Source organism: Streptomyces pseudoechinosporeus (assembly GCF_054783935.1).
Map to the genome: position 1 here is coordinate 140,859 of NZ_BAAGPS010000003.1, position 24,919 is coordinate 165,777.

A 24,919-nucleotide genomic window follows, 5' to 3' on the forward strand; every position below is an offset into this window, starting at 1 on the left:
CTGGCTGACGTAGAAATGGGCGAACCCGACTTCGCCCACGCGCCGGAGCCCGTATGCACCACCTTCAGCCGCAAGTTCTCCGTGCCGTGGTGGGGCGAGACCGCGAGTGCGCCTCGCTCTTCGACTTCCTTGCCGACCCGTCCCCGGCCATGCGGCTCGGCGTCGTGTCCGGGCGACGGCGCCATGGGAAGTCGTACCTGCTCCGTGCACTCTGCGAATCCGTCGGCGGGCTGCGCATCACCGCGATCAGCCAGGAGGGCCGCTTCACGGCCCTGCGGCGCTTCAGAGAAGCGACCGCCGCGTACGCGGGTCTTGAGGCCAGCACCCTGAACCTACCGGATTGGCGAGAGGTGCTGACTACTGCTCTGGAGGTCACGGCGCGGCACTCCCTTTCCTCAGAGCATGTGGCGGAGGTCAAGGTGGTAGCTCGGCAAGCAAGTCATATTCCCTGGTTGTGGCGGCTTCTGTGCCCGTAGCCTGCGCCCATGGTGGAGGAAGACGAGACGAGTCCGGCCGTCCACGTGGGTGAGGGGCGCCCGCGAGCGATCAAGCTGTGCTTCCACCGGCTGACGCACTCCTTCCCGGAGGAGCAGGACGACCCGATGCGCGACTTCCTAGTGACGGCACACAGTGAAGCAGTGCAGATCGAGGTCACGGTGAGGACCTGGGGCGGTGACGGCCTTGACGTATTTCTGGCCGAGCTCGCAGAAGAGTTCCGCGGGTGGAACGGTGCTCGAATCTGGCGTTCTCTGGAACGCGACCTGACGCTCTCGGCAGAGCACGCAGGATCGCACGTTCAGTTGACGTGGGGGCTACACGACCGACTCCCCGACGACAAGTGGCATTTTGAGGCGACGACCGATCACGCCCCTGGAGAAGCCATGCGCAACCTCGCCATCGAGATGCGCACCTTCCTAAAGTCTGAACCGCTGGAGTGACTGTCCCACCACGCACTCACGGGTACTCCTCACTTCGGCAGACACAGACCGGCAGTCATGGTCCCGAGCACTCATCATTCTTCTCGCGGGACACAGCCCACCAGACACCGCTTCACGCGAGGGCGCGCACGAAGGCCTGGAACACCGACGGACCTATCAACAGCACGGGCCCGTCCGGCGCCTTGGAGTCGCGAATGGCCACGCCTGCGTAGGAGGTCGAGGTGAGGTCGGCGACCTCGACGCAGGCGTTATTGCTGTCACTGCTGTACGACGACTTGAACCAGTGCGCACCGGACAGCCGCTCCTCATTCATGGTCAACTCTCAGATCTCTCGGGTTAGTTGCTCCAGGAACCGAGGCGTCTCCTCCGGAGCGAGGGCGCCTGCCCTCATGGCCTCGAACCTACGCGAGTACTTGAGCACCTCAAAGGGCTTGTCGATCACGGATACGGCACCAGAGGCATCATCGGCCTGCACCACAGACGGGAAGCGAGTGCCGAATCCGAGGACTTGGAAAGGTCCGCGCCCATACCGATAGGAGACCGAGGCCATGGGGAAGATCTGCACGGTGATGTTGTCGCGCTCGGCAAGGTCAAGGATCTCCCGGTACTGATCCCGCATAACATCCGGACTTCCCATCACCCGCCGCAGCACGGCCTCGTCGAGGATCGCCCACAGCTCGATGGGACTCTCATCCCGAGTGACCTGCTCCTTGCGCTCCATGCGCAGAGTGATGCCGCGCTCGACATACTCCGTGGTCGTCTCCTCCACCACCTTCGCCCGCTCCAGCAGGGCCCGGGCATAGGACTCCGACTGCAGCAGCCCGAGCACGAAGTTGGGTTCCCACGCCTGGATGGCCTTGGCGTCCGTCTCCAGCCCGATGTACGTGGCCATGCCGGACGGCAGAAACGTCCGGTACGTAGACCACCACCCCCGGCTGAGCGAGTCCCGGTGCAACTCCATGAGGAAGTCGACGTCGTCAGGGTCCTCCACCCCGTACCGGTCGAGCAGCGCCCGCAGGTCCGCGGACTTCGGCAACCCGATGTCGCCCTTCTCGACCCGCGACAGCTTCGGCTGACTGAACCCCAGCCCCACCACGGCCTCCTCCATGGTGAGCCCGGCACGCTCGCGCAACCTCCGTAGCTCAATGCCCAGTTGCAGCCGCCGTACCGTCGGCCCGCGCTTCGCCGCCATCTACCGCCCTCCTGAGGGAAGTTGCCCGCACCGTACGCGGCCATGCGCAGAGTGTGACAGCCGCTGCCCACCTCACGCAGCTGTTTGCATGGATTGCGGCATATACCAGTTCCATCCAGAGGGTGAAGTTCGATTGCATATTACGATCCGCGCGGCCGACCCTGATCAGTACGCGGATCCGCTCACCGCACGCCAACTACCGCGCCGGGAGCACAAGATGAACCCCACCGACCCTGTCGTACGCCCCACTCCGGTGGCCCTCTATGCCTGCATCCACGACGAGGCCGACCCGGTAACGGTCATGCGCGCCCTACGCGAGACGGCCACCACCCACGGCTGGAAGGTCACGGCCTCCCTCTACGACACGGGCGCCCCCTGACCCGCCCGCCGGCCCAACGCCTGGCCTGGCGCACGCTCACCGAACTCCTGGCCACCCGCGACGTGCACGGCGTCGTCACCCCGGACCGCCATCACGTGGACCCGGCAACCCTCCGGTGCACGGCGGGCCAGTGGTTGGTGCCGTCGCCGATATAGCCGGAGGCGCCGTGTTTGCGGGCCAGGCCGACCAGGCTCGCGACGAAACCGTGGTCGCCCACACCGTGCACCATCGGCGGGAGGCGCACGCAGGAGGAGCGTACGCCCCGGTCCGCGAGGGCGAGCGCCGCCTGCACCGAGAGGGTGCGCCCACCGCCGGGCAAGGCGGCGTCCGGCACGTCGTCCTCCGTCGCGAGCTCGCCGGGCTGAAGCCCGGCCAGGCCGGAAGCGATGACCAGCGGCCGGCCAGAGCCCGCCAGGACCTCCCCGAACACCTCGATCGCGCGACGGTCCGCGTCCACCGCGGTCGCGAAGTCACCGGAGAACGCCTCCTCGTGCTTGAAGGCGAGGTGGATGGCGCCGTCGGACGCGGCGGCGGCGCTGCGCAGGGCGTCGAGGTCGTCGAGCGAGCCGCGGTGGATCTCGGCGCCGGCGGCCGCCAGGGCGCCGGCCGAGGCGTCGGAGCGGGCGAGTCCGACCACCTTGTGGCCCGCCTCGAGCAGCTCGGGGACGACGGCGGATCCGATCCAGCCGGACGCACCAGTCACGAAGATGCGCATGGGGGACCCCCTGTGGTCGATGGTGCGTCGATGTCATTCACTGACATTCGGGTCACCAAGGCACCTGTCCTGCGTCGTCGAAGAAGCCGCCGGTCGAGCCGTCGTCGGGCAGGGTCGCGAGTCGGATCGCGATCGCCGCGCCCTGTTCCGGGGTGCGGACGCCGCGGAAACCGTTGAGGTCGGTCGCGCAGAAGCCGGGGCAGGCGGCGTTGATCAGGATGTTCGTGTCGCGCAGCTCCTTGGCGTACTGGACGGTGACGGCGTTGAGGAACGTCTTCGACGGCGCGTAAGCGATGGCGATCGGGCCCGTTTCGGCGCCGGGGGTGGTCTGCAGGGTGAGTGAGCCGACGCTGCTGGACATGTTCACGATCCGCGGCGACGACGAGCGACGCAGCAACGGCAGCATCGCGTTGGTGACGCGGATGACGCCGATCACGTTGGTCTCCACGGCCGCCCGCACCGTCGCGACGTCGACCGTGGTAGGCATCTGTGGCGCGCTGCCGGTTATCCCGGCGTTGTTGACGAGCACGTCGAGGCGTCCGGCGCGGTCCTCGATCAGCCCGGCGGCAGCGGTCACGCTCGCGTCGTCGGTCACGTCGAGCGGTACGCCGAACGCGTCGACACCAGCCGCCCGCAGCTTCGCCACGGCGACCTCGCGACGCTCCTCATCCCGGGCACCGACCCCGACCCTCCAGCCGAGGGCGCCCAGACCGGCCGCGATCTCATACCCGATACCCTTGTTCGCGCCGGTCACCAGCGCGATCGTCTGTTCACTCATACGGCCAATCGTGTCCGGGCCCGGCAGGAGCCGGCCAACACCGATTGGGTGGGCAGCGATACCGCACGGGTATCGATCCCAGTTGGGGCCGGGTAGCATTGCGCCGTGGAGACACGGGAGTTGCGGTACTTCGTCGCCGTCGCCGAGGAGCTGCACTTCGGGCGGGCCGCACAGCGGCTCGGGATCGCGCAGCCCCCGCTGTCGCGGGCGATCCACCAGCTCGAACGGCGCCTCGGGGCGGCACTGCTGGAACGCACCAGCCGCACGGTCACCCTGACTGAGGCCGGGTCGGTGCTCCTGCGGGAGGCCCGGGCAGCGCTGGATGCCGTCGAGGCCGCCGAGCGTCGCACCCGCCGCGCTGCCCTCGCCGCGACCGGCCACGCCGGCGTGGTCCTCGCCACGAAGGCCGGCGCGTCCAGCGAACTGCTGGCGAAACTGCTCGACGCCTACGCCGCCGAACCCGATGCGGTCACCGTCGATCTGCTCCTGTGCGGGATCGGCGAGCAAGAACGACTGCTGCGCGACGGCCGGGCCGACGTGGCTCTGCTGCACCTGCCGTTCGACACCACGGTCGGCTTCGACACCGAGGAACTCTGCACAGAGGGACAGGTCGTGGTTCTGCCGGCCGGGCATCCCCTCACCGGCCGGACCCATGTGCAGATGGCCGAAGTCACCGAGCTGCCCGGCCTGCCGATGCCGCGCTGGCCCGGCCGCGACGGTACGTACCCGGACGGCCCCGGTCCGCAGGCTAGGGACCACGCGCAGTTGCTCCAGCTGATCGCGCTCGGCCGCGCTTGCTGGATCGCGCCGGAGTCGTGCGGAGCCCAACTACGCGACGATCTCGCCGCCGTGCCGGTGCTGAACGCGCCGCCGGTCACGACGGTCATCGCGTGGCCGCCCCACAGTCGGTCCCGAGCCGTCGCCGGGCTCGTCCGGGCGGCGACACGTCTCTAAAAGATCGTAAACGATCATAGGCGGGTCTTCTTGAGGTGTCTCCAGCAGATGAGGCAGCAGGCGATGGAGACGAGAGCGTCGTGCAGGTCGAGGCGTCTTTCCCAGCGGACGGCCAGGCGTTTGAACTCGAAATCGGCTACCTATATCCCGTTGAATCCTGATGACGCATATCCACTTTCCGGTCAGGCGGTCGACGTGAATCTGAACCTTCGGGGTGAAGCAGTTATCCGCGTCTGCTTCGACGCGGCTCTCACCATCCTGACCAGCGGTGAGTGCGAACTGCGCGTCGAGGGCGAGGCGGTTCTTCAAGTCCCGGACGGGGATCGCGTGTCTTTCGATCCGTGTGCCCCGGACATTGTGGCTCCGCATCTCGTCCGGCTGGCCCGTGACGTTATTTCTGAGGCAGAGGTGGGAAAAGCCGGGGAACTCGTGATCGGATTCGAGAGCGGCGTGAAACTGAGTGTCCAGCCTGATGACAATTATGAGGCGTGGGGGCTTGTCGGGCCGAAGAGAAGGCGGGTGATCTGCACGCCCGGAGGGGAGATTGCGGTGTGGAGTGGGGAGTGAAGGCACGCAGGGGCCGGGAAGCTCCCGATGCTGTCGGCGAACCCTTCCCGGCCGGCGGTTGGTCCGGGAAATGTGACAGTCGCGCCGGCAAGTGTCACATTTCCCCGACCGCCTACCTGGGTCCGGCAACGTCGGCCGCCACGCCCGCACGGCACGCCAGCCGACAGCTCAACCACAAGCCGGGCCACCCCCGCTCACCGCATCAAAACCCCCGCCGCCTCCACCAACTCCTCCGAAGGAACCGCCACCAGCCCCAACTCCGCGCTCGACGCCAGCAGTCGGTGCGTAGGCAGGATGCGGACCGTGTAGCCGAAGGGGCCTGTGCGGTCCAGGGAGAGCGGGCCCTCGTACAGCCAGCGGCCCTCCTGGTCCGGGCCGCCCGCCGGTTTCAGGGGGACCGCCGTGCCGTCGGTGATGCGGTCCTCCGAGTCGACGCGGCCCGCGACGGCCTGGACCTCGACGTCGTCGGGGACCAGGTCGCCCAGGCCCACTCGGACCCGTAGCGACATGGTCGTGCCGAGCTCCGCCGTCGTCGTGGCCGTCGACGTCTCCACGTGGTCGACCGTGACCCGTGGCCACGTCGTGCGGACGCGGGACTTCCAGGTCGCCAGTTCGCGGGCGGAGGAGGTGTCCATGGAGCGGTGGGCGCGGGCCGCGGGGGCGTAGAGGCGTTCCACGTACTCGCGGACCATGCGGCCCGCCAGGACCTTCGGGCCCAGCAGCGTCAGCGTCTGGCGGACCATCTCGATCCAGCGGTCGGGGAGGCCGGCGGGGCCGCGGTCGTAGAAGCGGGGGGCCACGCGCTGCTCCAGCAGGTCGTACAGCGCCGACGCCTCCAGGTCGTCGCGGCGGTCCTCGTCCGTCGCCGCCGTGCCGTCCGCCGTGGGGATCGCCCAGCCGAAGTCCGGCTGGAACCATTCGTCCCACCAGCCGTCCAGGACCGACAGGTTCAGGCAGCCGTTCAGCGCCGCCTTCATGCCGGATGTGCCACAGGCCTCCAGGGGGCGGAGCGGGTTGTTGAGCCAGATGTCGCAGCCGGGGTAGAGCTTCTGGGCCATTGCCATGCCGTAGTCCGGGAGGAACACGATCCGGTGGCGTACGCGCGGGTCGTCCGCGAAGCGCACCAGTTCCTGGATGAGGCGCTTGCCGCCGTCGTCCGCTGGGTGGGCCTTGCCCGCCACCACGATCTGCACCGGTCGCTCGGGATGCAGCAGCATGTCCATCAGGCGGTCGCGGTCACGCAGCATCAGTGTCAGGCGCTTGTACGAGGGGACGCGGCGGGCAAAGCCAATCGTCAGTACGTCCGGGTCCAACACGCCGTCGATCCAGCCGAGTTCGGCCGTGCCTGCGCCGCGCTGGCGCCAGGACGCGTACAGCCGCTCCCGTACCTCCGTCACCAACTGCTCGCGCAGTACCCGGCGCAGCTCCCAGATGTCCTGGTCGGGGATCTCGGCCACGGCGTCCCAGCGGTCCGAGGCGCCGACCGTCATGGCGTCCTCCGTCCGCTGCGCGCCGATCTGGCGGGCACCGAGCCGGAAGACCTCGGGTGCCACCCAGGTGGGGGCGTGCACGCCGTTCGTCACGGAGGTGATCGGCACCTCGTCGGCGTCGAAGCCCGGCCAGAGCCCGGAGAACATCTCCCGGCTGACGTGCCCGTGCAGCAACGACACCCCGTTGGCCCGCTGCCCCAGCCGCAGGCCCATCACCGCCATGTTGAAGAGGTTGGGCTCGCCGCCTGGGTACGTCTCCATCCCGAGCTGGAGGATCCGCTCCACCTCGATCCGCGGGAGTTCCGCCTCCGGGCCGAAGTGCCGGGCCACCAGCTCCCGGTCGAAGCGGTCGATTCCGGCGGGTACGGGGGTGTGGGTCGTGAAGACGGTTCCGGCGCGGACCGCCTCCAGCGCGGCGTCGAAGTCCAGGTCCTCGTAAGAGAGTTCGTGAATACGTTCGAGACCGAGGAATCCCGCATGCCCCTCGTTCGTATGGAAGACCTCCGGCCGCGCGTGCCCGGTCAGCCGGCAGTACGTACGCACCGCACGCACCCCGCCGATCCCCAGCAGCATCTCCTGGAGCAGCCGGTGCTCGCTGCCGCCCCCGTACAACCGGTCTGTCACGCCGCGCTCGCCGAGGTCGTTCTCCTCGACGTCCGAGTCGAGCAGCAGCAGCGGGACCCGGCCGACCTGTGCGAGCCAGATGCGGGCATGGAGCGACTTCTCGCCGGGCAGGGCCAGGGAGACCTGGGAGGGCGTGCCATCCTCCTCGCGCAGGAGCGAGAGCGGGAGCTCGTTCGGGTCGAGGACCGGATAGTGCTCCTGCTGCCAGCCGTCCCGCGACAGCGTCTGCCGGAAGTAACCGTGCCGGTAGAGCAGTCCGACACCGATCAGGGGTACGCCGAGATCGCTGGCCGCCTTGAGATGGTCCCCGGCGAGGATGCCGAGGCCGCCGGAGTACTGGGGCAGCGCGGCCGTGATGCCGAACTCGGGTGAGAAGTAGGCGATGGCGGCGGGCAGTTCCGAGAACTGGGACTGGGTCTGGTACCAGCGGTCGCCGGTCACGTAGTCGTTCAGGTCGTCGGCCGCCGCGGCGAGCCGCCGCAGGAAGCGCCGGTCCTCGGCCAGCTCGGTGAGCCGTCCGGGCGACACGTTCCCCAGGAGGCGAACGGGATCGGATTCGGAGGCGGCCCAGCGCTCGGGGTCCACGGACTGGAAGAGGTCACGGGTCTCGGCATGCCAGGACCAGCGCAGATTACGCGCCAGATCGCTGAGCGGGTGAAGGGCTTCGGGGAGTACGGGACGCACGGTGAACCTGCGGATGGCCTTCACGAGCTTCCACCTTCACGGGGGCATACGCGGCAGCGGCGCGCACACGCTTACGTATGCGCGACCTTTGTCACCCATGACGGTAGCGGCGACTGCCTCCGGCAACCACGGCGCGATTCGCTCCGCGGGTGGGGCGGTTCATCGTCTGCGGGTTGTTTGTGGCTGGTCGCGCCCCGCGGCGGAGCCGCAGATGTCACAGCCCCGCGCCCCTTTGGGGCGCTCCCCTGCGGCGGAGTCGCATATGTCACCGCCCCCATCTCGCCGTACAAAACCCGGCTGGAAATCGCCGCAACCTTCACACGTACACCACGCGAGATATGGCCGATTCCGCCATGCCGTGCGGCCTTGTGGGGCTTCACACCGCACGAGAGGCTGCCAACGGCGATCCGACCTGCACCTGTCAGGGCGCACGTAACTGCGGTCGGAGTACGTCGAGTTGAGGAGGGGAACTCACACCATGGCAGTGACGTACAAACGGCGTCTGTCCTGGGCGGGAGGCCTCACCGCGGTCATCACGGCCGCGGTGCTTTCGGCCACCAGCCTGCCCGCACAGGCCGCCCCACTGGGGCAGATACTCGGCGCCGACGCCCCCGGCTCCGTCAGTGACAGCTACATCGTCACGCTCAAGGGCGGAACGAAGGCCCCGTCGAACGCGGGCAAGGACCTCGTCGAAACGTACGGGGCGAAAATCAGCCACACCTACAGCACCGCGATCAATGGCTATGCGGTGAAGGTCGACGAGCAACAGGCCAAGCGCCTCGCCGCCGACTCACGCGTGGCCTCGGTCACGCAGAACACCAGAGTCACTCTCGATCACCAGCAGAAGAACCCGCCGTGGGGCCTCGACCGCATCGACCAGCCGAACCTCCCGCTGGACAAGAGCTACACGTGGCCGGAGTCCGCGGGCCAGGGCGTGACGGCGTACGTCATCGACACCGGAATCCGGATCACGCACCAGGACTTCGGCGGCCGGGCGAGCTACGGCTGGGACTTCGTCGACAACGACGCCACCGCGCAGGACGGCCAGGGCCACGGCACGCATGTGGCGGGCACCATCGCCGGCACGACGTACGGCGTGGCGAAGAAGGCCAACGTCGTCGGGGTCCGCGTACTCGACGACGAGGGTGCGGGCACCACCGCCCAGGTGATCGCGGGCATCGACTGGGTGACCAAGAACGCCCAGAAGCCCGCGGTGGCCAATATGAGCCTGGGCGGCTTCGCGAACGCGCAACTCGATGCCGCCGTCCGCAACTCCATCGCGTCCGGCGTCACGTACACGGTCGCGGCCGGCAACGACGGTCTCCCGGCGAGCCTGTACTCGCCGGCCCGGGTCGCGGAGGCGGTCACGGTCGGCGCGAGCGATGCGGCGGACGCGCGGGCGAGCTTCTCGAACTGGGGTGCCCGGCTCGATCTGTTCGCACCCGGCGTGGACGTCACCTCCGCGTCGAACGCGAGCGACACCGGAAATGCCACCTTCTCCGGTACGTCGATGGCGTCGCCCCATGCCGCAGGCGCGGCGGCGCTCTATCTGGCCGATCACGCCACGGCGAGTCCGGCCGACGTGAGCAAGGCGCTTGTCGCGCAGGCGGCGTCCGGGAAGATATCCACCGCTGGCCTCGGCTCACCGAACAAGCTCTTGCAGGTCAGCAACCCCTAAGTAGTTGCACGTTCACCGACCGGCCCCGTCCATGGAGTATCACTGGACGGGGTCGGTCTTGTGTGCGGAGATACGTGCGAGTAGTTAACAACGTGCCGGATTGCCCACCCGATTAGGGTGGGAAGGCTCCCCCGTACGCCCCGCAGGACCCACCTCCCCACACCCCCATCCGCCCGCCCACGTTGACGCGGACAGGAGCGGTCATGCCCGCCACGCACCACTCGTCATCACCTCCGACACCCAGCACCAGCACACCCCCCGCAAACGGGGCGAAAGCCGGCCCGCCGCAGCAGACGGCGGCCGGGAAGCCGGAACAGGCAGCGGCCGAAAAGCCCGCAAAGGCTGAGGCCACCCCCGCGAAGGCGGCGGAGGCCTCACCCGCGAAGAAGGCAGCGGCCAAACCGGTGAAGACGGCCAAAGCCACACCCGCGAAGAAGGCGGCAGCCAAGCGGGCGAAAGCCACACCCGCCAAAGCCACGAAAGCCGCCAAGTCCGCGAAGCCTGTGAAGGCCACGAAGACCGCGAAGACGAAGGCCAAATCGGCGAAGACCGCGCCGCCGAAACCCGAGTCGCCACAAGCCGAACCTTCGGCCCAGGCCGAACCCACAGAAGCCACGCCACTGGACACCACGGCACCGAACGCCGCGCCACCAGGCGACGCCCTCATCGGGCGTATCCCCGTCCTGGACGTCCGCCCCCTCATCGCGTGCGGGCGGCGCCCCGCCAAGGCCGTGGTGGGCGAGTCGTTCGAGATCTCGGCGACGGTGTTCCGGGAGGGCCATGACGCGGTGGCCGCCAACGTCGTACTGCGGGACCCGGAGGGCAACGCCGGTCCCTGGACCCCCATGCGGGAACTGGCCCCCGGTACGGACCGCTGGGGCGCCACCGTCTCCGTACCGCAGGAAGGCCGCTGGACCTACACCGTGGAGGCCTGGGGCGATCCGATCACCACCTGGCGCCATCACGCGCAGATCAAGATCCCGGCGGGCATGGACACCGAGCTGGTCCTGGAGGAGGGCGCGCTGCTGTACGAGCGGGCCGCGACCGGCGTGCCGAAGAGCAGGGGCCGCCGTGACACGATCCTCGCCGCCGCGGACGCCCTGCGCGACACGGCCCGCCCCGCCGCGGCCCGCCTCGCCGCCGCCCTCACCCCGGACGTGGACCACGTCCTCGCCCGCCATCCGCTGCGCGAATTCGTCTCGTCCTCCGAGCAGTTGCCGTTGTTGGTGGAGCGGGAGCGGGCGTTGTACGGCTCGTGGTACGAGTTCTTCCCGCGTTCGGAGGGCGCGGTCGTCGAGACGGGCAAGCCGACGGTCAGCGGCACCTTCCAGAGCGCCGCGCGGCGGCTGCCGGCGATCGCCGCGATGGGCTTCGACGTGGTCTACCTGCCGCCCATCCACCCGATCGGCACCACCTTCCGCAAGGGCCCCAACAACACCCTGAACGCGGGCCCGCACGACGTGGGGGTGCCCTGGGCGATCGGCTCCCCGGCCGGCGGTCACGACGCGATCCACCCGGACCTGGGCACCCTGGAGGACTTCGACGCGTTCGTGGCGAGGGCCGGCGAGCTGGGTCTGGAGATCGCGCTGGACTTCGCGCTGCAGTGCTCCCCGGATCATCCCTGGGTGGGCAAGCATCCCGAGTGGTTCCACCACCGCCCGGACGGCAGCATCGCGTACGCGGAGAACCCGCCGAAGAAGTACCAGGACATCTACCCCATCGCCTTCGACCGGGACATGCCCGGGCTGATCGCGGAGACGCTGCGGGTGCTGCGGTTCTGGATGGCGCACGGGGTGCGGATCTTCCGGGTGGACAATCCGCACACCAAGCCGGTCGTCTTCTGGGAGCGGGTGCTGGCCGACATCCGGCGCACCGACCCGGATGTGATCTTTTTGGCGGAGGCATTCACTCGGCCGCCGATGATGCACACCTTGGCCCAGATCGGCTTCCAGCAGTCGTATACGTACTTCACCTGGCGCAATACCAAGCAGGAGCTGACCGACTACCTCATCGAGCTGTCCGGCGAGGCGGCGAGCTATATGCGGCCGAACTTCTTCGTGAACACCCCGGACATCCTGCACGAGTATCTGCAGCACGGCGGCCGGCCCGCCTTCGAGGTGCGGGCGGTGCTGGCCGCCACGCTGTCGCCGGCGTGGGGGGTCTACAGCGGGTTCGAGCTGTGTGAGAACGCCCCGGTGCGGGCGGGCAGCGAAGAATACCTGAACTCGGAGAAGTACCAACTCCGACCGCGGGATTGGGAGTTGGCCGAGCGGGAGGGCCGTAGCATCTCCCCCCTCATCACCCGGCTCAACGAGATCCGGCGGCACAGCCCGGCCCTGCGCCAGCTGCGGGATCTCCACTTCCACCAAGCGGACCAGGAGGCGGTGCTGGTGTTCAGCAAACGGGCGGGGACGGACACCATGCTCGTGGTGGCCAACCTGGATCCACACCACACCCAGGAGGCCACGGTCTCGTTGGACATGCCGCGACTCGGCCTGGACTGGCACGAGACCGTGCCGGTGCGCGACGAGCTCACCGGCGCCACCTACCACTGGGGCAGGGCCAACTACGTGCGCCTCGAGCCCGGCAGGCAGCCGGCGCACATCCTGAGGGTCCTGCGACCGTCCTCACCGATCGGAGGGTCACCCACACCATGATCGTCAACGAGCCCGTTCAGGACACCTTCGAAGACACCCCCGCCAAGGACCGCGACCCGGAGTGGTTCAAACGCGCGGTGTTCTACGAAGTCCTCGTCCGCTCCTTCCAGGACAGCAACGGCGACGGCATCGGCGACCTCAAAGGCCTCACCGCCAAGCTCGACTATCTGCAGTGGCTCGGCGTCGACTGCCTATGGCTACCGCCGTTCTTCAAATCGCCGCTGCGCGACGGCGGCTACGACGTCTCCGACTACACGGCCGTGCTGCCGGACTTCGGGGACCTGGCGGACTTCGTGGAGTTCGTGGACGCGACCCATCAGCGGGGCATGCGCGTGATCATCGACTTCGTGATGAACCACACCAGCGACCAGCACCCGTGGTTCCAGGAGTCACGCAACAACCCGGACGGCCCCTACGGCGATTACTACGTGTGGGCGGACGACGACAAGCAGTACCAGGACGCCCGGATCATCTTCGTCGACACCGAGGCCTCCAACTGGACCTTCGACCCGGTCCGCAAGCAGTACTACTGGCATCGTTTCTTCTCGCACCAGCCGGACCTGAACTACGAGAACCCGGCCGTGCAGGAGGAGATGATCTCCGCGCTGCGGTTCTGGCTGGACCTGGGCATCGACGGCTTCCGCCTCGACGCGGTGCCGTACCTCTACCAGGAGGAGGGCACCAACTGCGAGAACCTCCCGCAGACCCATGAGTTCCTCAAACGGGTCCGCAAGGAGATCGACGAGCACTACCCGGACACCGTGGTGCTGGCGGAGGCCAACCAGTGGCCCGAGGACGTGGTCGACTACTTCGGCGACTTCGGCGCCGGCGGCGACGAATGCCACATGGCCTTCCACTTCCCCGTCATGCCCCGCATCTTCATGGCGGTGCGCCGCGAGTCCCGCTACCCGGTCTCCGAGATCCTCGCCAAGACCCCCGCCATCCCGTCCGGCTGCCAGTGGGGCATCTTCCTGCGCAACCACGACGAACTCACCCTGGAGATGGTCACCGACGAAGAACGCGACTACATGTGGGCCGAATACGCCAAGGACCCCCGCATGCGCGCCAACATCGGCATCCGCCGCCGCCTGGCCCCCCTGCTGGACAACGACCGCAACCAGATCGAACTGTTCACCGCGCTGCTGCTGTCGCTGCCCGGCTCGCCGATCCTGTACTACGGCGACGAGATCGGCATGGGCGACAACATCTGGCTCGGCGACCGCGACGCGGTGCGCACCCCCATGCAGTGGACCCCGGACCGCAACGCCGGCTTCTCCTCCTGCGATCCCGGCCGCCTCTACCTGCCCACGATCATGGACCCGGTCTACGGCTACCAGGTCACCAACGTCGAGGCCTCCATGAGCAGCCCCTCCAGCCTGCTGCACTGGACCCGCCGCATGATCGAGATCCGCAAACAGAACCCCGCCTTCGGCCTGGGCTCCTACACCGAATTGCCCTCCACCAACCCGGCCGTCATCGCCTTCCTGCGCGAGTACAAGGACGACCTGGTGCTGTGCGTGCACAACTTCTCCCGCTTCGCCCAGCCCACCGAACTCGACCTGAAGACCTTCAACGGCCGCCACCCCGTCGAACTCATCGGCGGCGTCCGCTTCCCCGCCATCGGCGACCTGCCCTACCTCCTCACCCTCGCGGGACACGGCTTCTATTGGTTCCGCCTGCGCAAGGACATGGCGTAGAAACGTAGGACCCGCGCCCCGCAAGGGGCGCGGGGAACTGCGCAAAAACGACAGGGCGGGGCGGTTTTCCCCGCCCCGCCCTGGGCACGCATCAGTAACACCCCGCCCACCCGCGTGAGCCGGAGCGCCCCGGAGGCGAACCGAAAAGGGGAAAGGACGCGACGCCATGTCGGAAGCCGTCACCCGCCCCGCCACCACGAGCCCGGACCTCCTCGCATCCCTCGATCCGCTGTTGCGCGAGTGGCTGCCGAGGCAGCGGTGGTTCGCGGGCAAAGGGCGACCCGTGACCGGTTTCTCGCTGGTCGCGGCGGTCGAGCTGCTGCCGTGGAACGCGAAGCTGGGGCTGCTGCATCTGCTCGTACGGGCCCATCAGCCGCTCACCCCCGCGCATGGCGCCCTGCCGCATCCCGGTGACTGCTACCAGCTGCTGATCGGCGTGCGCGAGGCGCTCCCGCCACGGCTGGCGCCCGCGCTGATCGGCCATCCCGAAGAGGGGCCACTGGCCGGGCGGACGGTGTACGAGGCGCTGCACGACCCGCGCGCCGCCGATCTGCTCCTGGAGGCGCTGCGGACGAGGACGCAGGTCGGCACGCTGCGCTTCGAGCGCGACACCCGGCAGGAACTCCGGGAGGACCTGGTGCCGCGGGTGGTGACGGCCGAGCAGTCGAACTCCTCGATCGTCTACGGAGATACGTTCATCCTAAAGCTGCTGCGCCGCATCCTGCCGGGCGTCAACCCCGATCTGGAGCTGCCGATGGCGCTGGCCCGCGAGGGCTGCCCGCGGGTTCCCGCGCCGGCCGGCTGGATGATCGGCGACCTGGACGGCGATACGTACGTCCTGGGTGTGCTGCAGCGCTTTGTGCGCGGCGCCACGGACGGCTGGGACCTGGCGCTGCGCGAGCTGGCCAAGGGCGAGGACTTCACCGGCGAGGCGCGGGCGCTGGGGCGGGCCACCGCCGAGGTGCACACGGCGCTGGCCCGGGCGCTGCCGACGGTCACGCTGGGCCACACCCAGATGGAGATGCTCGTCGACGGCATGATCGAGCGGCTGGAGGCGGCGGTCCAGGCGGTGCCCGCGCTGCGTCCGTACGCATCCGGGCTGCGGTCCGCGTTCGAGGCGCTCGCCGAGCTGGCGGCGGAGGGCGAGACCTGGACCGCGCAGCGGATACACGGCGATCTGCATCTCGGGCAGTGTCTGCGGGCCCCGGCCGGCGACTGGTCGCTGATCGACTTCGAGGGCGAGCCGTCGAAGCCGCTCACCGAGCGCCGGCTGCCCCAGCCGACCGCGCGGGACATCGCGGGCATGTTCCGGTCCTTCGACTACGCGGCGCACTCCCATGAGCCGCTCGTGTCGGGCTGGGCCGATCGCTGCCGGGCCGCGTACTGTTCCGGATACGCCGAGGTCAGCGGACGTGACCCGCGCTCCGAGCCCGTACTGCTGCGTGCGTACGAAACGGACAAGGCGATCTACGAGGTCGTGTACGAGGCCCGGCACCGGCCCGACTGGCTGCCCGTACCGTTGGCCGCGGTCCAGCGTTTGGCCGGTGGCATCGCGGCATCCTGATCCGCCCCACCTCACCCGCCCGAGGAGGCCCCACCTGTGACATCCCGCCCGAACCCAGCCGCCCAGCAGCCGAAGAGCACGAAGGCCAAGGCCATGAACGAGGTACCCAAGCCAGGTGTCACTCCGCAGTCCCGGCCCGCGGAGGCCGCGACCGAGCCGTCCGAGGCGGCGGCCACGGTGGAGCCCGGTGCACAGGTGCGCCCCCTGGCCGTACTGGATCGCGGTGAACGGGAGCGGCTGCTGGGCGGGGCGCATCATGATCCGCATTCCGTGCTCGGGGCGCATCCGGTGTCGGGCGGTGTGGTCTTCCGGGCGCTGCGTCCGTACGCGCGCTCGGTGACCGTGGTCGCGGAGGAGCTGCGGGCCGAGCTGCACGACGACGGGGACGGGTTCTTCTCGGCCGTGCTGCCGCTGCGGGAGGTGCCGGCGTACCGGCTGGTGGTGGAGTACGAGGGGAGCGTCCAGGAGGTCGAGGACGCGTACCGTTTCCTGCCCGCCATCGGCGAGCTGGATCTGCATCTGTTCGGTGAGGGGCGCCATGAGCAGTTGTGGAAGGCGCTCGGTGCGGAGCTGATGGAGCACCAGGGGGTGACCGGTACCCGTTTCACGGTCTGGGCGCCGAACGCGCGCGGGGTGCGGCTGGCCGGATCGTTCAACTTCTGGGACGGCACCGCGTATCCGATGCGGTCGCTGGGCTCCTCCGGGGTGTGGGAGCTGTTCGTGCCGGGGCTCGGCGAGGGCGAGCTCTACAAGTTCGAGATCATGCGGCCGGACGGTTCCAGGACCCAGCGGGCGGATCCGATGGCGCGGCGTACCGAGGTTCCGCCCAAGACGTCCTCCGTCGTGACCGCGTCGCACCACGAGTGGCAGGACGGCGCGTGGATGTCCCAGCGGGCGGGGCGGCCCGCCCATGAGGCGCCGATGTCGGTGTACGAGGTCCATCTCGCGTCCTGGCGCCCTGGGCTGACGTATCGCCAGCTGGCCGAGCAACTCCCCGCCTACGTATCCGACCTGGGCTTCACCCATGTCGAGCTGATGCCGGTCGCCGAGCACCCCTTCGGCGGCTCCTGGGGCTACCAGGTCACCGGCTTCTACGCCCCCACCGCCCGCCTCGGCACCCCCGACGACTTCAAGTACCTCGTCGACGCGCTGCACCGGGCCGGCATCGGCGTGATCATGGACTGGGTGCCCGCCCACTTCCCGCGCGACGACTGGGCGCTGGCCGAGTTCGACGGCCGCCCGCTGTACGAACACGAGGACCCGCTCCGCGCCGCGCACCCCGACTGGGGCACCCTGGAGTTCGACTACGGCCGCAAGGAAGTCCGCAACTTCCTCGTCGCCAACGCCGTGTACTGGTGCGAGGAGTTCCACATCGACGGGCTGCGGGTCGATGCCGTGGCCTCGATGCTCTACCTCGACTACTCCCGCGAGCCCGGCCAGTGGACCCCGAACGTGCACGGCGGACGCGAGAACCTCGACGCGGTCGCCTTCCTGCAGGAGATGAACGCCACGGTGTACCGGCGCGAGCCCGGCGTCGTCACCATCGCCGAGGAGTCCACCGCCTGGGACGGCGTCACGCGCGCCACCCACCACATCGGGCCCGGCGGCTTCGGTGGTCTCGGCTTCGGGCTGAAGTGGAACATGGGCTGGATGCACGACTCGCTCGACTACGTCTCCAAGGAGCCCGTGCACCGGAAGTACCACCACGGCGAGATGACGTTCTCGATGGTGTACGCGTACAGCGAGAACTACGTGCTGCCCATCTCGCACGACGAGGTCGTGCACGGCAAGCGGTCGCTGGTGTCGAAGATGCCGGGCGACTGGTGGCAGCAGCGGGCCAACCACCGCGCGTATCTGGGCTTCATGTGGGCGCATCCCGGTAAGCAGCTCCTCTTCATGGGGCAGGAGTTCGCGCAAGGCGCGGAGTGGTCGGAGAGCCACGGCCCGGACTGGTGGCTGCTCGACCCGGCATACGGCGCGGAGGCGGACCACCGGGGCGTACGCAACCTGGTAAGCAGCCTGAACTCCGTCTACCGGCGGACTCCGGCGCTCTGGGAGTGCGATACGGATCCCTCCGGATTTTCGTGGGTCACGGGGGACGCGGCGGACGACAATGTCTTCGCGTTCCTGCGCTTCGACGCCGCGGGCTCGCCGCTGCTGGCGGTGTCCCACTTCTCGCCGGTGGTCCGGCGCGACTACCGCCTGGGGGTCCCGGACGACATCCCCGCCTGGCACGAGGTGCTGAACACGGACTCCGCCCGCTACGGCGGCAGCGACGTCACCAACCCCGACCCCCTCAAGCCGGAAGCCCAGGGCTGGCACGGGCGTCCGGCGAGCATCCGGCTGACGCTGCCGCCGCTGGCCACGGTGTGGCTGCGGCCGGCGTAGGAGGGGTTGTTCCGCCCCCTCAACTCCCCTTTCGCGTGCCCCACATCAGATGCCGCAGCGCCGCCAGCAGACCCCTCGCATGGTGCCTGGACGCCTGCGAGGGATCCGACCGCGGGGCTCCGTTCGCGGCAGTGTGCGCCGGGCCCTGGCGGGCGGGATCGCCGATGGCGGGATGGCCGGGGCCGAGTTCGTAGCGGACGGGGAGCAGGCGCAGGCCCCGTACGACCGGGCCCGAACGCCAGGGCAACTGGTCGGCGGGAAGCGTGAGTTCGACCTTGGTGAAGTGGTCGAAGATGCGGCCCACGGCCGTGGCCACCACCGCGCCCGCCAGCTCGCGGGCAGCGGTCGGGCACTGGTGCGGCCCCGCACCCCACCCCAGATGCGCCCGCGTGCTCACCGTGGAGTCCACGAGGTGGGAGCCGATCGCCATCAGGTCCTGGTGGGCCGCCGCCGCGGACGGCGAAACCACGTCGCCCGCCCGGACCCAGAAGTTGCCAAGGCGCACATCACGCGCCGCGAAGCGGAAGCACATGTTGGCCACGGGCACGTTGGCCAGCGCGGCCCGGTTGATGGTCTCGCCGAGCTGCCCGGCCGACAGGCTCCGCCGGACGGTGGCGTTGCCGCGCAGCACCTCCAGCAGCGTGTTGCACACCATGTTGCCGGTGATGTCGTTGAGATACACCGCGTTCATGAACAGCTCCCGGCCGAGCTGCTCGTCGGACAGCGACGGATCGGCGAGGAGCATGTACGAGGTGAGGTCGTCGCCGGGCACGGCCCGCCGGTGCGCGGCCAGCCGGGTCATGGCCGCGAGCGCCCGCCCGGTGGCGGGCCCCGCGTCGGGCCCGCCGTCGAGCATCCGCCACATGTCTATGACCATCTCGTCCCCGAGTTCGACGGGGAAGCCGAACAACCGGGTCGTGACCATCAGCAGCAGGGGCCTGGTGTACTGCGCGGCCAGGTCCATGAACCCCGCGGAACCGGACTCCGCCGCCAGCATGGCGACCAGCTCGTCCGCGTACGACACGACGGCCGACCGCAGCTCCCACCCCTGCGGCGTACGGGCGTCCTGGAACGGACCGAGAGCCGAGTGGTACGTCTGCCGCGCGGCCAGATGCTCCTCGTCGTCCATGAACATCGTCTGCCGGACCTCGTAGCCCGCGAGCAGCGGCCAGTCCTGAGGCAGCCGCCCCTCGGCCCGCGCCCGCCAGTACCGGATGTCCCGCCGCCACACGCTCTCCTGGCGGAGCACGTCCAGGACCTCGCGGTAGTCGAGGACCAGCCACACCGGTACGCCCATGAGGCCGACCGGCGCCACCGGACCGTACATACGCCGCAGCTGCGCGTACACGCCGGCCGGGTCCGTGTCGAAGGCCGACGTCAGCAACGGCTCGACGCGTAACGACTCGAGTGGGGGCGCGTCGTCCGGAGCCGCGGCGAATGGTTGAGGGTTCATGCGAACACGCTTACAGCACCAGGCATGCACAAGCTGTAACCATGACGTCAACTGTTACGACTTGGTGATGCCTGCGGGAGATGTGGAGTTGTGGTGATGCACCCGTAAAGCCGGTCCGCTCAGAAGGCCGTCGCCAGCGCCTGCGGCAGCTCCCCCGTGTGCACGATGCCCAGCGTCTGCGTGGCCCGGGTCAGCGCCACGTACAGATCGCTCGTGCCGTACCGCGAGGGCTCGACCACCAGCACCGAGTCGAACTCCAGGCCCTTGGCCTGACGCGGGTCGAGGAGCACGACCGACCGCGTCAGGTCGGGTTCCTGGCCCGCCGTGACACCGTCAAGGCGGGCGGCCAGCGACCGGTGCAGATCGCGGGGCGCGATCACCGCCAACCGCCCCTCGTCCGGGGTCAGTTCCGCGACCGCCTTCGCCACAGCTCCCGGCAGATCGTCCGTGGCCCGCACCCAGGGCCGTACGCCCGTCGACCGCACCGAACTCGGCGGCTCGAAGCCGGGATGCTCGGCGCGCACCACAGCTGCCGCGACGTCCATGATCTCGGACGGGGTGCGGTAGTTGACGGCCAGGCGGGTGTGCTCCCAGCGGTCCTCGACATACGGATGGAGGATGCCCGACCAGGAGCCGACGCCCGCCGCGTCCGCCGTCTGTGCCGGATCCCCGACGAGCGTCATCGACCGCGTCGGACTGCGCCGCATCAGCAGCCGCCACGCCATCGGCGACAACTCCTGCGCCTCGTCCACGATGATGTGCCCGAACGCCCAGGTACGGTCGGCCGCGGCCCGCTCGGCGGCGCTGCGGTGGTCGTCCTCCTCGTGCCGCTCGGCCATCCGCTCGGCGTCGATGATGTCGTGCGCGGAGAGGACCTCGCCCGCCTCGGGGTCGTCCTCCTCCTTGTCCTCGAACTCGTACGTCCGTGAGGCGTACGAGATGTCCAGCACGCTCTGCGCGTACGCCACTTGCTCCTCGCGTTCCTTCTCGGCCGCGGCCCGCGCCAATCGGTCGTCCTCGCCGAGGAGTTCGGCGGCCTCGTCGAGCAGAGGGACGTCGGCGGTGGTCCAAGAGCGCGTCACCGGGCGCCGGATGGCGGCGGCGTCCGCCTCGGAGAGGTAGCCGTCGGGCTCGGCGAGGAAGTCCGCGACGAGGCGTTGCGGGGTGATCCGCGGCCACAACTGGTCGATGGCCGACCAGACTTCGGCGTTCTCGGCCAGCTCCTCGCGGATCTGCGTGATGTCACTGGCGTCGAGCAGGTTCGTACCGTCGAAGGGATCCGTGCCGATCCGCTCGGCGACCATGTCGGTGAGGGTGTTGAGGATGTGGCCCTCGAAGTGCTCGCGGGCGGCGTTGTGCGGCAGCTTCGCCTCGCGGGTGCGCTCGCGGGCGACGCGTACGAGATCGTCGTCGAGCATCAGGATGTCCCGGTCGTGCTCGATGGCGATCACCGGGTCGGGAAGGGCCTCGCGGTCGCGTACGACGGCGGCGAGGACGTCGGCCATGTCGGCGCGGCCCTTCACGGCGGCGGCCTCGGGGGTGTCGGTCGCGGTCGCCTTCACGCCGGGGTAGAGCTCGCCGACGGTCGCGAGCAGCACGCCCGTCTCGCCGAGCGAGGGCAGGACCTCGCCGATGTAGCCGAGGAACGCCGGGTTCGGGCCGACGATCAGGACAGCCCGCCTGGCGAGCAACTCCCGGTGCTCGTACAGGAGATACGCGGCGCGGTGCAGGGCGACGGCGGTCTTGCCCGTACCCGGGCCGCCCTCGACCACGAGGACCCCGCGGTGCGGGGCGCGGATGATGCGGTCCTGCTCGGCCTGGATGGTCCGCACGATGTCGCCCATACGGCCGGTGCGCGCGGAGTTGAGGGCGGCGAGCAGCACGGCGTCGCCCGTCGGGTCCTCGTGGCCGGTGCGTTCCTGGTCGCCCAGGTCGAGGATCTCGTCGTGCAGGGCGGTGACGGCGCGGCCCTCGGTGGTGATGTGCCGGCGGCGGCGCAGGCCCATGGGCGTATGGCCGGTGGCGAGGTAGAACGGGCGGGCGACCGGGGCCCGCCAGTCGATCAGGATCGGGGTGAGTTCGGTGTCGTCGGCGCGGATGCCGATCCGGCCGATGTGATGGTGGGTTCCGGTGGTGAGGTCGATGCGGCCGAAGCAGAGGGAACCGTCCACCGCGTTCAGCGCGGCGAGCAGCCCCGAGCGCTCGGCGACCAGGATGTCCCGCTCCAGGCGGGCCTGCATCGGCGTACTGCCCTGCGCGAGCGCGTCCGCCACGGAGGTCTCGGTGCCGCCGCGGAGGGCGTCGACGCGCGCGTACAACCCGTCGATGAATTCCTGCTCACGGCGGAATTCATCGTCCGGAAAATCGGTGTTTGACAATTCCACTCCCGGCCCGATATACTGTGCTTACTCAACTTCTCCGCGACCTAATCCTCATGAAGTCGCGAACCATTAAATATACGCAAAGGAATCCCCCGCAGGCAATTGCCTGCGGGGGATTCCTTTGTATGGGGAGGTGTGTGTGGAGGTCAGAGCACGTCGGACAGCTCCTCCAGCAGCCGCCGCTTCGACCTGGCTCCCACCATGGACTTCACGGGCTCGCCGTTACGGAACACCATGAGCGTGGGCATCGACAGCACCCCGTACGCGTTCGTGGTCTCCGGATTCGTGTCCACGTCCAGCTGGACCACCTTGAGCCGGTCGCCCTCCTCGGAGGCGACTGCGCTCAGTACCGGCGCGATCTGCCGGCACGGCGGGCACCAGTCGGCCGTGAACTCCACCAGCACGGGCAGTTCCGCCCCGATCACCTCCGCCTCGAAATCCGCGTCCGTCACCTCGGCCACGCCTGCCGCCTTGATCACCGCGTCCGCCCTCCCAGTTCGCATACGGGTTCCGGGCCGCCCGGAACCTCCGCCCCGGCCGCCAGCTCGTCGCGCGTCTGCTCGGCCTTCGCCAGCTGCGTACCGACCTGCGCCCGTACGGCCTGCAACTCGCCGATCAGGGCGTCCAGTTCGCCCAGCTTGCGCCGGTACACCGCCAGCGATGCCGGGCACAGGTCGCCCTCCGGGTGCCCGGCCCGCAGACACTCCACGAAGGGCCGTGTCTCCTCCAGTTCGAAGCCGAAGTCCTGCAACGTCCTGATCTGCTCCAACAGCCGCAGATCGTGCTCGTCGTAGGTCCGGTATCCGTTGGAGCCACGTCGCGCGGGCAGCAACCCCCGCGACTCGTAGTACCGGAGGGTCCGCGTGGTGGTCCCGGCCCGCGCCGCCAGCTCGCCGATTCGCATGCTGCGACGGTAATCCTTGACGCCGACGTCAAGGCAAGGCGCTCCGCTAGGGGCGGTTTGAAGCTGCGGGTGCGTTGTGGTTGCTCGCGCCGTTCCCCGCGCCCCTGGGGTGCGTGGGTGGGTCGGGGCCGTGGGCCGGTGCGTCAGCCCGTCGCAGGCCGGGCATACGGCCCTGGCCTGGTGCAGGGTCCTGGTTCTCCGAGACAGAACCTACGCGACGGGCATACGACGCACCGGCCCACGTCCCCTCCCGCCGGTGAGAGGGTGCGGGCACGTGGTGGCTGGTGAGCATGGTGGCTGGCGGCTCCGGTCGCGCCCCGTCAGGGGCGCGGGGAACTGCGCGACCAGCCACAACGAATCTGCGCCCAACAACCGCCCCCAGCGGAGCCCTTAGTTCTCCTCGACCAGCCAGTCATCGTCGGCCTCGTCCTGGTCGTCGGGGTGCTTCACCCCGAGGAGCCGGCGGGTCAGGCGGTCGCGGTCCGACAGCAGCTCGTCTACCGCCGCCCGGAGGTCCTCCGTCTCCGTGTGGTTCGCCTCGCGTTCGGCGGAGATGAGTACGGCCCGGCGTACGAGTTCCTTGGTGAAGGAGGCCGTCACGCCCTCGGTGCGGGTGACGATCTCCTCGGTGATGTCCTTGCCGAGGTCGAGTCCGGCTCCGTACAGGCTGAGGAGGCGGGCGCGGCCGTCGGCGTCCGGGAGGGGGATCTCGACGGCGAGGTCGACGCGGCCGGGGCGCTGGACGAGGGCCGGTTCGAGGAGGTCGGCGCGGTTGGTGGTGAGGAGGAAGGCAACGTCGGCGTCGTCGCCGAGGCCGTCCATCTCGTTCAGCACCTGGAAGAGCAGGGGCTGTACGCCGCCGTCGAAGTCACGGGCCTCGGCGACCAGGTCGACGTCCTCGAGGACCACGAGCGCGGGCTGGAGCATCCGGGCGAGCCGGCACGCAGGGCCGATCGCACCCATGCTCGTGCCGGAGAGGATGACGACCGTGAACGCCGGCAGGTGGGAGAGCAGGTAGCGGATGGTGTGGGTCTTGCCGGTGCCGGGCGGCCCGTACAGGAGCAGTCCGCGGCGCAGATGCTGGCCCGCCGCGCGCAGCCGCTCGCGGCGCCGGGCCACCCCGACGACCTGCCGCTCCACCCGCTCCAGAAGACCGGGCGGCAGCACGATCTCCTCGCGCGTCAGCGCGGGCCGGCGGTGGAAGCGAAACGGTCCGAGTCCATTGTCGAACTCCGAGCCGTCGAAGGAGAGGATTTGCCCGCGGTAGATGTTGTGCTCGAGCATCAGCGCGTCGATGTCGGCGAGCAGCCGGTCCGCGAACGCCTTGTCGGGGGCGAGGACTTCGAGCTCGACCTTGTTGCGTCCGTACTCGTCCGCCGGGCCCCGCAGCAGCAGCGCGAACCGCTCTTCGCCCTCCTGCCCGAGGTAGAGCCCGAAGGAGACACAGGCGAGTTCGTCGTCCGGGGAGACCGGCAGATGCGCGTAGTCGACGGCTCCGAGCACGAACCGGTCGTACAGGTTCGCCGATTCGAGGATCTCGCCCAGGGTGAGGTGGCCGCGGCTCTCCGAGCCGGTCATCCCGATCAGCTCGTGCGTCCGCCCCTCGACGGCGAACCAGCGCTCCAGGGCCAGATGGACATTCGGCAGGTCGTAGGGGGGGTAGGCGGCCTTGACCACCGGCTGGTCCCCAGGCGCCGTACCCAGGTGCGCCCGGAGCCGCTTGGTGAGATCGCGATCGCCGTCCCTGCGCTTGGGCCGGGCGACCGCCAGAAGGAACTCGTGGAAGAGACCATCGACCTCGTCCAACGAGTACGGCTCCGACATCTCCTCCGTGCCAGTGACCACCGAGTCGTCCCCCATGCGCACCTCCGTACCG

General features: G+C 69.4%; 19 protein-coding genes and 1 pseudogene. 10 read left to right on the plus strand and 10 right to left on the minus strand.

Annotated elements, in window-relative coordinates:
* The first annotated feature begins 53 nt into the window (after positions 1-53).
* Together ACYVO6_RS04035 and ACYVO6_RS04040 are read left to right on the plus strand one after the other, a co-directional pair.
* Positions 54-476 carry a hypothetical protein gene (locus tag ACYVO6_RS04035; RefSeq protein WP_461057272.1) on the plus strand — a complete coding sequence of 141 codons (423 nt, stop codon included), beginning with the start codon at positions 54-56 and terminating at the stop codon, positions 474-476.
* Between the two features lie 9 nt (positions 477-485).
* On the plus strand, positions 486-938 hold the full coding sequence (locus ACYVO6_RS04040; protein ID WP_461057274.1) for a DUF6228 family protein: 453 nt from the start codon (positions 486-488) through the stop codon (positions 936-938).
* Between the two features lie 112 nt (positions 939-1,050).
* On the opposite strand, the gene ACYVO6_RS04045 is transcribed toward ACYVO6_RS04040, so the two are convergent.
* The gene (locus ACYVO6_RS04045; RefSeq protein WP_461057276.1) at positions 1,051-1,251 is read right to left on the minus strand and encodes a DUF397 domain-containing protein; all 201 of its coding nucleotides are present in this window, start codon (positions 1,249-1,251) and stop codon (positions 1,051-1,053) included.
* Positions 1,252-1,260: 9 nt separating this feature from the next.
* On the minus strand, positions 1,261-2,130 hold the full coding sequence (locus ACYVO6_RS04050) for a helix-turn-helix domain-containing protein (protein ID WP_461057278.1): 870 nt from the start codon (positions 2,128-2,130) through the stop codon (positions 1,261-1,263).
* A 133-nt stretch (positions 2,131-2,263) separates the two neighbouring features.
* On the opposite strand from ACYVO6_RS04050, the gene ACYVO6_RS04055 reads away from it, so the two are divergent.
* Positions 2,264-2,509, plus strand: coding sequence for a hypothetical protein (locus ACYVO6_RS04055; RefSeq protein WP_461057280.1), 246 nt, complete (start codon positions 2,264-2,266; stop codon positions 2,507-2,509).
* A 112-nt stretch (positions 2,510-2,621) separates the two neighbouring features.
* On the opposite strand, the pseudogene ACYVO6_RS04060 reads toward ACYVO6_RS04055, so the two are convergent.
* Together ACYVO6_RS04060 and ACYVO6_RS04065 are read right to left on the minus strand one after the other, a co-directional pair.
* Positions 2,622-3,224: pseudogene (locus ACYVO6_RS04060) on the minus strand (NAD-dependent epimerase/dehydratase family protein); the annotation flags it as partial.
* Between the two features lie 52 nt (positions 3,225-3,276).
* Positions 3,277-4,002 (minus strand): SDR family oxidoreductase, encoded by a 726-nt coding sequence (locus ACYVO6_RS04065; RefSeq protein WP_461057282.1) that lies wholly within the window; start codon positions 4,000-4,002, stop codon positions 3,277-3,279.
* 105 nt (positions 4,003-4,107) lie between these two features.
* Here ACYVO6_RS04065 and ACYVO6_RS04070 point away from each other — a divergent pair, with 105 nt between their 5' ends.
* Positions 4,108-4,956 carry a LysR family transcriptional regulator gene (locus ACYVO6_RS04070; protein WP_461057284.1) on the plus strand — a complete coding sequence of 283 codons (849 nt, stop codon included), beginning with the start codon at positions 4,108-4,110 and terminating at the stop codon, positions 4,954-4,956.
* A gap of 120 nt (positions 4,957-5,076) precedes the next feature.
* A complete protein-coding gene (locus tag ACYVO6_RS04075; RefSeq protein ID WP_461057286.1) occupies positions 5,077-5,523 on the plus strand; it encodes a DUF6188 family protein in 447 nt (148 codons plus the stop codon).
* 194 nt (positions 5,524-5,717) lie between these two features.
* Here the strand turns inward: ACYVO6_RS04075 and ACYVO6_RS04080 are convergent, their stop codons facing one another.
* Complete coding sequence (locus ACYVO6_RS04080) at positions 5,718-8,345, minus strand: glycosyltransferase family 1 protein (RefSeq protein ID WP_461057288.1); 2,628 nt, start codon at positions 8,343-8,345, stop codon at positions 5,718-5,720.
* 454 nt (positions 8,346-8,799) lie between these two features.
* On the opposite strand from ACYVO6_RS04080, the gene ACYVO6_RS04085 reads away from it, so the two are divergent.
* From ACYVO6_RS04085 to glgB, 5 genes are all read left to right on the plus strand, one after another.
* Positions 8,800-9,999: a S8 family peptidase gene (locus ACYVO6_RS04085; protein ID WP_461057290.1), complete on the plus strand. Its 1,200-nt coding sequence runs from the start codon at positions 8,800-8,802 to the stop codon at positions 9,997-9,999.
* A gap of 203 nt (positions 10,000-10,202) precedes the next feature.
* Positions 10,203-12,656 carry an alpha-1,4-glucan--maltose-1-phosphate maltosyltransferase gene (locus ACYVO6_RS04090; protein ID WP_461057292.1) on the plus strand — a complete coding sequence of 818 codons (2,454 nt, stop codon included), beginning with the start codon at positions 10,203-10,205 and terminating at the stop codon, positions 12,654-12,656.
* Positions 12,653-14,353, plus strand: coding sequence for a maltose alpha-D-glucosyltransferase (gene treS, locus ACYVO6_RS04095; RefSeq protein ID WP_461057294.1), 1,701 nt, complete (start codon positions 12,653-12,655; stop codon positions 14,351-14,353). The genes ACYVO6_RS04090 and treS overlap by 4 nt, the downstream gene beginning before the upstream one ends.
* Before the next feature lie 166 nt (positions 14,354-14,519).
* A complete protein-coding gene (locus ACYVO6_RS04100) occupies positions 14,520-15,917 on the plus strand; it encodes a maltokinase N-terminal cap-like domain-containing protein (RefSeq protein WP_461057296.1) in 1,398 nt (465 codons plus the stop codon).
* 36 nt (positions 15,918-15,953) lie between these two features.
* Positions 15,954-18,305, plus strand: a complete 2,352-nt coding sequence (gene glgB, locus ACYVO6_RS04105; protein WP_461057298.1) for a 1,4-alpha-glucan branching enzyme — start codon at positions 15,954-15,956, stop codon at positions 18,303-18,305.
* Positions 18,306-18,324: 19 nt separating this feature from the next.
* Here glgB and ACYVO6_RS04110 read toward each other — a convergent pair whose 3' ends face one another.
* The 5 genes from ACYVO6_RS04110 to ACYVO6_RS04130 form a co-directional block, all read right to left on the minus strand.
* Positions 18,325-19,758, minus strand: a complete 1,434-nt coding sequence (locus tag ACYVO6_RS04110; protein ID WP_461057300.1) for a cytochrome P450 family protein — start codon at positions 19,756-19,758, stop codon at positions 18,325-18,327.
* A 119-nt stretch (positions 19,759-19,877) separates the two neighbouring features.
* Positions 19,878-22,136 carry a HelD family protein gene (locus tag ACYVO6_RS04115; protein ID WP_461057302.1) on the minus strand — a complete coding sequence of 753 codons (2,259 nt, stop codon included), beginning with the start codon at positions 22,134-22,136 and terminating at the stop codon, positions 19,878-19,880.
* Positions 22,137-22,285: 149 nt separating this feature from the next.
* Positions 22,286-22,642, minus strand: coding sequence for a thioredoxin (gene trxA, locus ACYVO6_RS04120; protein ID WP_461057304.1), 357 nt, complete (start codon positions 22,640-22,642; stop codon positions 22,286-22,288).
* Positions 22,615-23,043, minus strand: coding sequence for a MerR family transcriptional regulator (locus tag ACYVO6_RS04125; RefSeq protein WP_461057306.1), 429 nt, complete (start codon positions 23,041-23,043; stop codon positions 22,615-22,617). Before ACYVO6_RS04125 ends, trxA begins: the two co-directional genes overlap by 28 nt.
* Before the next feature lie 390 nt (positions 23,044-23,433).
* On the minus strand, positions 23,434-24,903 hold the full coding sequence (locus tag ACYVO6_RS04130; RefSeq protein ID WP_461057308.1) for an AAA family ATPase: 1,470 nt from the start codon (positions 24,901-24,903) through the stop codon (positions 23,434-23,436).
* Positions 24,904-24,919: the final 16 nt, after the last annotated feature.

Bases quoted from the DNA above. Each gene is read 5' to 3' on its own strand.
- ACYVO6_RS04100 (WP_461057296.1), top strand. From the start codon at position 14,520: ATGTCGGAAGCCGTCACCCGCCCCGCCACCACGAGCCCGGACCTCCTC.
- ACYVO6_RS04040 (WP_461057274.1), top strand. From the start codon at position 486: ATGGTGGAGGAAGACGAGACGAGTCCGGCCGTCCACGTGGGTGAGGGG.
- ACYVO6_RS04110 (WP_461057300.1), bottom strand. From the start codon at position 19,758: ATGAACCCTCAACCATTCGCCGCGGCTCCGGACGACGCGCCCCCACTC.
- ACYVO6_RS04090 (WP_461057292.1), top strand. From the start codon at position 10,203: ATGCCCGCCACGCACCACTCGTCATCACCTCCGACACCCAGCACCAGC.
- ACYVO6_RS04130 (WP_461057308.1), bottom strand. From the start codon at position 24,903: ATGGGGGACGACTCGGTGGTCACTGGCACGGAGGAGATGTCGGAGCCG.
- ACYVO6_RS04065 (WP_461057282.1), bottom strand. From the start codon at position 4,002: ATGAGTGAACAGACGATCGCGCTGGTGACCGGCGCGAACAAGGGTATC.
- ACYVO6_RS04050 (WP_461057278.1), bottom strand. From the start codon at position 2,130: ATGGCGGCGAAGCGCGGGCCGACGGTACGGCGGCTGCAACTGGGCATT.
- ACYVO6_RS04045 (WP_461057276.1), bottom strand. From the start codon at position 1,251: ATGAATGAGGAGCGGCTGTCCGGTGCGCACTGGTTCAAGTCGTCGTAC.
- trxA (WP_461057304.1), bottom strand. From the start codon at position 22,642: ATGCGAACTGGGAGGGCGGACGCGGTGATCAAGGCGGCAGGCGTGGCC.
- ACYVO6_RS04035 (WP_461057272.1), top strand. From the start codon at position 54: ATGCACCACCTTCAGCCGCAAGTTCTCCGTGCCGTGGTGGGGCGAGAC.
- ACYVO6_RS04125 (WP_461057306.1), bottom strand. From the start codon at position 23,043: ATGCGAATCGGCGAGCTGGCGGCGCGGGCCGGGACCACCACGCGGACC.
- ACYVO6_RS04085 (WP_461057290.1), top strand. From the start codon at position 8,800: ATGGCAGTGACGTACAAACGGCGTCTGTCCTGGGCGGGAGGCCTCACC.
- treS (WP_461057294.1), top strand. From the start codon at position 12,653: ATGATCGTCAACGAGCCCGTTCAGGACACCTTCGAAGACACCCCCGCC.